This window comes from Sandarakinorhabdus sp. (assembly GCF_032115815.1).
Taxonomy (GTDB): domain Bacteria; phylum Pseudomonadota; class Alphaproteobacteria; order Sphingomonadales; family Sphingomonadaceae; genus Sandarakinorhabdus.
On the sequence record NZ_JAUMBI010000009.1, the window covers coordinates 1 to 8,687 of the forward strand.

The following is an 8,687-nucleotide window of genomic DNA, read 5'->3' on the forward strand; positions in this document are numbered from 1 at the left end:
GGGATTATCACGATCTCGATCTGAAACCGGTGGAGGGCGGCAAGTGAAGGCGCTGTTACTGCCGGCGCTGCTGCTGGCCAGTGCGGCCACGGCGGCGCCGGCGCCGCACAGCGCTTTTCTGACGCTAGACACCCACCTCGACACCGGGATGAGCTTTGCGCGGCCGGGCTGGGATTTCGCGACGCGCCACAGTTACGCCAATGATATCGCCCAGCTCGACATTCCGCGCATGCAGGATGGCGCGCTCGATGGCGGCTTCTTTGCCATCTACACCGAACAGGGGCCGCTGACGGCCAAGGGCTATGCCAATGCGCTGGCGTTTGCACGGGGCCGATCCGACCTGATTGGCCGCACCATTGCGGCCAATGGCAAGGCCATCGCACCTGCGCTGACCGCAGCTGATGCCCGCCGGCTCGACAAGGCCGGCAAGCTGATCGCCTTCAAATCGATGGAGAACAGCTATCCGCTGGGCGAAGACCTGTCGTTGCTGGCGGAGTTCCACCGCCGCGGCGTGCGGCTGGCCAGCCCGGTGCACTCGGCCAACAACCAGTTCGCCGATTCCGCCACCGATACGGCGAAATGGGGCGGCTTGAGCCCGTTGGGCAAGCAGTGGGTGAAGGAGATGAACCGGCTCGGCATCGCCATCGATGCCAGCCATGCTTCCGACGCGGCGTTCGATCAGATGCTGGCGCTGTCAACACGGCCGATCCTGCTGTCGCACTCCAGCTTGCGATCGACGTTCGATCATCCACGCAACCTGGATGAAGGCCGCCTGAAACAGTTGGCGGCCAAGGGCGGCGCCATGTGCATTTCCACCATCTTCATGTCGACCATGAACATGACTCCCGCGCGCGCCGAGGTGTTCGGCCAGTATGAGCATAGCGACAAGCTGACCCCGGCCGAGCAGGCCGAGATGGTGCGCAAATGGCGCGCGCTCGACAAGACCGAGCCGATGTGGGCCGCCGATTTCGAGGCGTACATGACGATGGTGCTGCGCGCCATCAAGGTCGCGGGCGTTGATCACCTCTGCTTTGGCGCCGATTGGGACGGCGGCGGCGGGTTGGCCGGCTATGAGGATATCTCGGCCCTGCCCAAGGTGACGGAGCGCCTGCGCGCCGCCGGTTACAGCGACGCCGATCTGGCCAAGATGTGGGGCGGCAACGTGCTGCGCATCGTATCGGCGGCGCAAAACTGAAAAAAAGAGGCCGGAGCACCAAGCTCCGGCCCTGAGGAAGAAGCGGCCGGCGCGTGATGCGCCGGCCGTCCTTTTTCGTGTCAGAAGCGTGCGCCCAGGGTCACCCCCAGAACGCGCGGACGGATGGTGTTGGCAGCCATCAGCGGCAAGCCAGCGCCACCGATCGCCGCCGGAACGGCGAACGGATATTCGCCGGCGCTCACCACGCCATAGGAATTGAACAGGTTGCGGGCGTACACCGAGATCGAAAGCTTGCCGAAATCGATGCCGGCGCGGGCGTCGACCACGGTGTAGCTGTCGATCTGGATGCGGCGGCCAAAGGCGGTGCGATAAGCGGCGTTGAAGCCACCGGTCTGATCACCCATGATCCGCGCGCTGGCACCGACATAGGCCATCGCGCCATCACCAACGGTCCATTCGTAATCGGCGCTCACATTGCCCGAAAGCCGCGGCGAATAGGGCAGCTGATCGCCGGCCAGACCGCCGGTGAGGTTCAGGCCACCGCCCGGCGGGATGGTGTCATCCCGCAGCTTGGCATCGGTGAAGGCACCGTTCAGGCCGATGGTCAGGCCCTTCGTCGGGCGCAGGGTGGCGCTGGCTTCAAAGCCTTGGCTGCGGGCGCGACGGCCATTGCTGTTCACGCCCACCGGGCCGGCCGCGGTGGTGACCGTCGAGGTGATCAGCACATTGTCCCAATCCAGCGTGTAGGCCGCCGCATCCAGGGTCAGCTTGCGATCGCTGCTCTGGAAGTGGACGCCCATTTCATAGCTGACAATGGTGTCGGCGCCGAACTGGGTCGGGAAACTGGCCGGCGCATTGGGCGGGATGAAGTTCGGGCCGCCGGGGCGGTAGCCCTTGGCCGCACGGGCATAGATCGAGAAATTGTCGCTGACTTCAAAGCGCGGTGCTACCGACCAGGTGAACACGCCTTCATCGGACTTGCCGTTCTGCGGGCTGCCATTGCCCAGCTGGATCACCGACTGCACCGACGACTGGTTGTTGCGGCTGTAACGCCCGCCGGCCGTGATGTCGAAACGGTCCGAAACGTGCAGCGTGCCGCTGCCGAACACGGCGATTTCTTCATATTTGGCCTGGATGCCCGCCGTCACGAACTTGGTGAAGGTGAACGGACCAAAGGTGCCGGCTGCCGGGATGATCGCCCGCGTCGTCAGGTTGAACGGCGCGAACTGTTGAACCAGCGCGCTGTCTTCATGGGTGTAATAGCCGCCGACCAGCCATTCGAACGTGCCGCCATCGGGCGACGCCAGGCGCACTTCCTGCGTGAATTTTTCCAGGCTGATATCGTTCTGGAAGAACAGGCCGACAGTGGTCGGCGGGGTGCCGCCATAAACCGCCTGCGCCGTGTTACGCGCCGCGTTGGTGCTGACGTCGCTGATCTGGCGCTGGTTCTGTTCGGCATAGCTCGTCACCGAGGTCAGGGTGGCAAAGCCCAGATCCCAATCCAGCACGCCGCTATACAGGCGATAATCCAGTTCGTTCAGTTCCGGATAACGCTCGTACCGCACGCGCTGGCCGCCGGTGCTGATGCCGGTAACCGGGTTGACCGGGCGCACCGACAGCGGATCAACCGTGAAGCTGCCGGGGCTGTCGACACGGATATTCTGCATCTGGGCCGACAGGCGGGCCGAGAAATTGTCGGTCGGCTGGAACAGCACCGACACGCGGCCGCCATAGCTCTGGTTCTTGTCGACACCGGTGGCATTGCGGCCGGCGGCATCCACCACGCCGGGGTTGGAACGGTAATAGCCGCTGGCGCGAACGGCGATCTTGTCACCCACCGGCAGGTTGACGACGCCCGTGGTCAGCCAGCCACTGCCGCCGCCCTTGGTATCTTCAACGCCAATGCGGCCTGCCGCCTCGACCGTGCCCAGCTTGGGCTTGGCCGTCACATATTTCAGCACGCCGCCCAGCGCGTTGGAGCCATAGAGCGTGCCTTGCGGGCCGCGCAGGACTTCCACACGCTCGATATCCGACGTGTCGAAATCGCCGGCCAGAACGCCGCCGTTGGAAAGGCTTCCGCTGGAACCGAACGGCACGTCATCAACATAAACCGCGACGGTCGACCCGACCGAACCGGTGTTGACGCCGCGCAGGATCAGCCGCGATTCCCCCGGGTTGGCCTGGGTGACGGTGAAGCCCGGCACCAGCGCCGCATAATCCAGGAAGCTTGCCGCCTGCTGACGCTGCAGCGCTTCGCCATTCACGACCGAAACCGATTGCGGCACTTCGATCATCGTCTGCTGGCGGCGCTGGGCCGTGACGATGATTTCCTTGGCAGCAGCGTCGTCATCGGCATCGGCGGCCAGCGCCGGCGCCCCCGCCAGCAGCATCGCGATTCCGACCGACCCCAGCAGAACTTGCTTCTTCACAGCGCTTCCCCCTCTTGGAATATGCTAACAACTTTGATGCATCACGTCCGATGAGAGAAATCAATCCCAATCAGGACAAGTGTTGCAGGATTCTGGCCGCCGTTGCGTCAAGGCCACTGCTCAACGTTGTTCGGCGTATATATAATCATGCTGCGCATCGCGCACGGTCAGCGTCCGCACGCCGTCCTTGCTGCCCACCTGCGCGTCAAAACCCACCAGCCCCGGCCCGGACGAGACGATCGACAAGGTGCCATCGGCGTTCTTGCGGGTGGCGAACGGGCCTTCGACGAAACCGGCCTTCAGCCACGGCTGGCCGCTGCGCTGGCTGATGTTGACGATCAGGCCTTCCGGGCTGCGGTAGCGCGGCGCCAGGCCAGCGATCACCGCAGGATCGCCGGGCAGGGTCAACCGGGCACGGCGGGCAGCGACCTGGGTCTGCTGGCGGGCGGCGGCGGCGGCGATATCGGCCGCGGCTTCGGGGCGGCCATCGTAGACCACTTCCATCAGGCGGCGCAGGAACGGCCCCAGCATGGCCGCGCCGGGATCGGCATTGGTGAGGATGACGGCGCCGATGCCGGCATCGGGCAATGCATAGAAGTTGCTGTGATAACCCTGCAGCGTGCCGCCGTGGGTGACAACCGGCACGCCCCAGGCGACGCGATCGAACAGGCCCATGCCATACCACATGTTTTCGCCCACCGGCACGCCGCGCTTGCGGCGCTCGGTGATGTTGGCCTCGCTCACCACGCGCTTGCCGCCGGGGCCGACGCCCTTGGTGAGTTCGAGCAGGGCATATTGGGCCATATCCGCCGCCGTCGAAAACGCGCCGCCGGCCGGGCGGTGCGGATAGACTGTGGCGTTGAAATCATTCGACAACAGATAGGTACGGCCATCAAGGCCCATGCCGTGCGGCTGCGCCCAGTTGCCGGCCATGCCGCGCTGGAAATCGAAGCCGGTGTCCTTCATGCCCAGCGGGCCGAAGATGCGCGCTTCCATCGCCTTGTCGAACGCCGCGCCCAGTTCCATCCCGGGATAGCTCAATGCCCCGCCCAGATAGCCGGCCGCCGAGGCCATCAGATTATTATACTGGAACAATTCGCCGAACTTGCTGGTCGGCATGGTCTGCGCCAGCTGCACGAACGTATCGGATGCCGGCGCGCCCGGTTCGGCCAGGATGAAGGCGAAATCCTTGCGCGGCAGGCCGGTGCAGGCGCACACAAGATGGCGTACCTCCACCGATTTCGTCACCTCGTCACTGCCAAGGCGGAACTGCGGATAAAGATCGACGACCTTCTGATCCCAGCGCAGCTTGCCATCATCGGCAAGGATCGACAGCAGCAATGTCGCCATGCCCTTGGTGTTGGAGGCAACCATGAATTTGGTGTGTTCGTCCACTGGCTCGCTCGAACCCAGCGCGCGCACGCCAACGCCGCCCTGCCACACCACCTTGCCGCCATCGATGAAGGCCAAGCCAACACCTGGCACGCCCAGCGCCTTGGCGGAATCGGCGACGAACTGGCGCAGCGCCGCGACGCGATCGGGAGCCAGGTGATGCACCGGTTTGCCGGCGAAATTCTCTGGCGCATAGCCGGCGGGGCGCAGGCTCTGCTGCACCTGGCCCACGGCGGCCGATCGCTTGGCATAGGTCGCCATCGCGCCGTCGATCAGCAGCACGGTCCAGCCCGCGCCGGCGCGCTGGGCGCTGGCGACGCGGATTCTGCCTTCGGCGGGCGGGGTTTCATACTGGAAGCTGACCCGTTCATCCCAGCCATCACCAGCGCCGGCCGCGTTGACCACAGCCGGCACAGGCGCAAAGCCGGGCTTGGCACGGCCCCAGGCCGCCAGCACCGCCGCGCGCGCATCGGCAGCGGTGCCGACCTCGACCACGGTCAGCGTGAAATTGGCTTCGGGCGCGGCGAAGCGGGCCAGACCCGCTTCGCCGCTCGCCGTCCAGTCTGCCGGGGCCGTGAATGTGGCCGATGGCGACGCTGCGGCGGCGGGCGCAGCCGCAAACGCCAGCAAAGCCGCGGCGGGGAGCATGACGCAGAGCCGGGTGAAGGTGGCACGCATGGCGGAGATCCTTTGCAATCAATAGCGCTTATCAGGGTTGAACTTGATGCCAGGCCATGTGCGGCTGGGTGCCGAGCACCAGCCGCCATCCGGCAGGGCCTTCGACGAAGCGCAGCCGTTCGAACGGGCCGGCGCGGCCGGTGGCGGTGACGCGCTCATACAGCAGCGGGCCGACGCGTTCCCAATGGCTGGCCTTGTTCTCCATGGTGACGGTCAGCGCATCCGCACCGGCAGTGGCGACAGTCGCATCATATTCGGGGCGCACCGGCGCATCGTAATTGCGGCGGTTGGCGCGGAAGGACCCAGCCGGCTGCGGCTCGTCCGCCGGGCGCGGCTGGCGCGCCATCGGCGTATCGGGGAACAGCTTGGCCACCAGCAGATCGGCCAGTTCGGTGCGCGCGCCATAGCTGCCGACGCCGCCGGTCGCGGAAATGAAGAAGCCGCTGTTTGCATCCGGCGCCAGCACCAGGATCGAATGGAAATCCGCCGTGTTGCCACCGTGGCCGACTAGGCGCGGACCCTGTTGGCGGAAGACGAAGAAGCCGTGCGCCATGCCGGGCAGACCGGGCGCGTTCGACAGTCCATCGGCAAGAAGGAAGCGCACGCTTTCCGGTTTCAGCACCTGCTGGCCATCCAGCGTGCCCTTGCCCAGCAGCATGCGGATGAACCGCGCCATGTCCGGCCCGTTGCTGGTAGCCGCGCCTGCCGGCGCGATCGCACTGATCAGTTCGGGCGGCTGCTCGACAAAGCGCCCCTTTTCGAGACGGTAACCCTTGGTCATCCGAGGTGCCAATGCCGGCCGCAGCGGTTCGCGAAACGAGGTCGAATCCATCTTCAGTGGGCCGAGAATGTGGCGTTCGACATAAGGATCGAACTCCTCGCCGCTCACCTGGGCCACGATATAGCCGGCCAGCGCCGCACCATAGTTGGAATAGGCGATCTCCGTTCCCGGCGCCCACAGACGGCGCGGGATGTTGCGCTTCATCCAGTCGCGGAATGTCAGTAACTTGGCTGGATCGCGGGTGATGATGCCGGGCGCATCGCTCATGCCGACACTGTGGGTGAACAGGTCGCGCACCCGGATCGGCTTGCCCTCGAACGGCGGGATGGTGAAATCCAGATAGCGGTTCACATCCGCGTCAAGATCAACGCGCCCGCGTTCGATCTGCTGCATCAGCGCCGTCCAGGTGATGAGTTTCGACACCGAACCGGGGCGGAACAGGCTGCGCGTCGCATCAACGGGCACGCCGGATGCCACATCGGCAAAACCATAGCCACGATTGAGCACGACGCGGCCATTCTGCACCACCGTCACCACCGCGCCGGCGACTTCGCGGGCGGCGATCTGTTCGGCAACGATGCCATCAACGAAACCAGCCAGTTCCGCCGGTGCGACCGTTGTGGCAGCCGGCGCGGCCAGCAGCGGCGCGGTCGCGGCGGAGAGAGCCAGCGCGGCCAGCGCCGCCCTGATCAGCGGACGCGCCACGGCTCAGCCGCCCCAGGTCGGGGTGAGCAGGCGCTGGAAATTGCCGCCCAGCACCGCCTTGATATTGGCATCGGAATAGCCGCGGCGGATCAGTTCCTCGGTGAGATCATACATCTTCAGCGGGTGATCAAAGCCGTCGACGTCGATCTTCTCGCGGAAGGCATAAGAATCCTTGTAGGCCCCGCGCAGCATCTTGTTGGTCTCGGGCGTGGTGTCGTCATAACCGTTCAGGTCGCTGTCCGTCCCAATGCCGACATGATCGATCCCGGCGACCTTCACGACATGATCGATGTGATCGACGACATCGGCGATGGTGGTCGGGTCGGTCTTCTTCACGAACATCCGCACGCCGGTGATGCCCATCACGCCGCCATTGGCCGCCAGCGCCTTGATCGCTTCGTCCCGCTTGACGCGCGGGTGATCGACCAGTGCGCGGCAATTGCTGTGCGTGATGGCGATCGGCTTTTTCGAAAGCTGGATGGCATCCAGCGTGGTGCGATCGCCGCTGTGCGAAACGTCGACCAGCATGCCAACCTTGTTCATCGCCTCGATGATGGCGGCGCCGAAATCGCTGATGCCGCCGTCAATCCGGTCGGTGGAGCCCGACCCGATGCGGTTCTGCGAATTGTATGTGAGCTGGGCGCAGCGCTGGCCAAGCTCATAAAAGGTCTGAACATCGGCGGGACGGCGGAAATGGTCGGCGTTCTGCAGCCCCATGATCACCGCCACCTTGCCGTCCTGCTTGGCACGCAGGATATCGGCAAAGCTGCCGACGCCGGTCAGCACATGGCTGTTGCGGGCGACGAAATTGCCCCACACGGCAAAGAATTCCATCGCCTGCGTATAGGCATCCGTGCCGCCCAGGCCGACGGCATGGTGGATGGCGTTGATGCCGCTGTTGCGGAAATCGGCGACGTCCTTCTCGCTCAGCGGCTTGCTGTAGAAACCGGGGCTGAATTCGATCTTGATCGGCGCCAGCATGTCGACAACGACGCTTTCGCGCACCAGCGTGATGGCGCGCGGGCTGTAAGCCTTGCCCGACCATGGGCTGACCGGCACCTTGGCCTTGGCAATGGCCGGAGCCTTCGCAATTGCGGGCACCGTCACGGCGGCAACTGCAGCCCCCAGCATCGTCCTGCGATCGATCAGCATGGCCAGCCTCCCCTGCTTGCCTCAATTTTCTAATCAGGACGATACTAACCCAAACGGAGAAGGTCAACGCCGCCGATCAGCCGCCGGCAACCGGCAGCAGCAGGCTGGTGGTCGATTCGATCTCCGACAGCGCCACCGTTGACTTCACTTACTGGATACCGGCCTGCCGGGACAGTTTCGCGAAGAAAGAGCGTTCATAGATGCGGATATTCCGTGCCAGCACCCGTACCAGGAAGTCCACCGATCTCATCAGCGCCTGGCAGTCCGGCACTTGGCGAAAATCGCGGATGGCGGCGGTGAACTCCTCGGGGTGAGTGCGGCCGCGGGTCGACAATTTTACCTAGCATTACAGTTGCACCTTTGATTTGATATGAGCGCGTTGTGCAACGGCTTG

6 protein-coding genes are annotated in these 8,687 nt (G+C 64.8%); 1 reads left to right on the plus strand and 5 read right to left on the minus strand.

Annotated features, from left to right (window positions below; translation table 11 throughout):
• The first annotated feature begins 43 nt into the window (after window positions 1-43).
• The gene (locus RT662_RS00385; RefSeq protein WP_313668187.1) at window positions 44-1,195 is read left to right on the plus strand and encodes a dipeptidase; all 1,152 of its coding nucleotides are present in this window, start codon (window positions 44-46) and stop codon (window positions 1,193-1,195) included.
• A gap of 80 nt (window positions 1,196-1,275) precedes the next feature.
• On the opposite strand, the gene RT662_RS00390 is transcribed toward RT662_RS00385, so the two are convergent.
• From RT662_RS00390 to RT662_RS00410, 5 genes are all read right to left on the minus strand, one after another.
• A complete protein-coding gene (locus RT662_RS00390; protein ID WP_313668189.1) occupies window positions 1,276-3,585 on the minus strand; it encodes a TonB-dependent receptor in 2,310 nt (769 codons plus the stop codon).
• A 120-nt stretch (window positions 3,586-3,705) separates the two neighbouring features.
• Window positions 3,706-5,655 (minus strand): serine hydrolase domain-containing protein, encoded by a 1,950-nt coding sequence (locus tag RT662_RS00395; protein WP_313668191.1) that lies wholly within the window; start codon window positions 5,653-5,655, stop codon window positions 3,706-3,708.
• A 31-nt stretch (window positions 5,656-5,686) separates the two neighbouring features.
• Entirely contained in the window at window positions 5,687-7,141 is a 1,455-nt protein-coding gene (locus tag RT662_RS00400) for a serine hydrolase domain-containing protein (protein WP_313668192.1), read from the minus strand.
• Between the two features lie 3 nt (window positions 7,142-7,144).
• Window positions 7,145-8,293 carry a membrane dipeptidase gene (locus RT662_RS00405; protein ID WP_313668194.1) on the minus strand — a complete coding sequence of 383 codons (1,149 nt, stop codon included), beginning with the start codon at window positions 8,291-8,293 and terminating at the stop codon, window positions 7,145-7,147.
• A gap of 148 nt (window positions 8,294-8,441) precedes the next feature.
• Window positions 8,442-8,627, minus strand: a complete 186-nt coding sequence (locus RT662_RS00410) for an Lrp/AsnC ligand binding domain-containing protein (RefSeq protein WP_313668196.1) — start codon at window positions 8,625-8,627, stop codon at window positions 8,442-8,444.
• Between the last annotated feature and the right edge of the window lie 60 nt (window positions 8,628-8,687).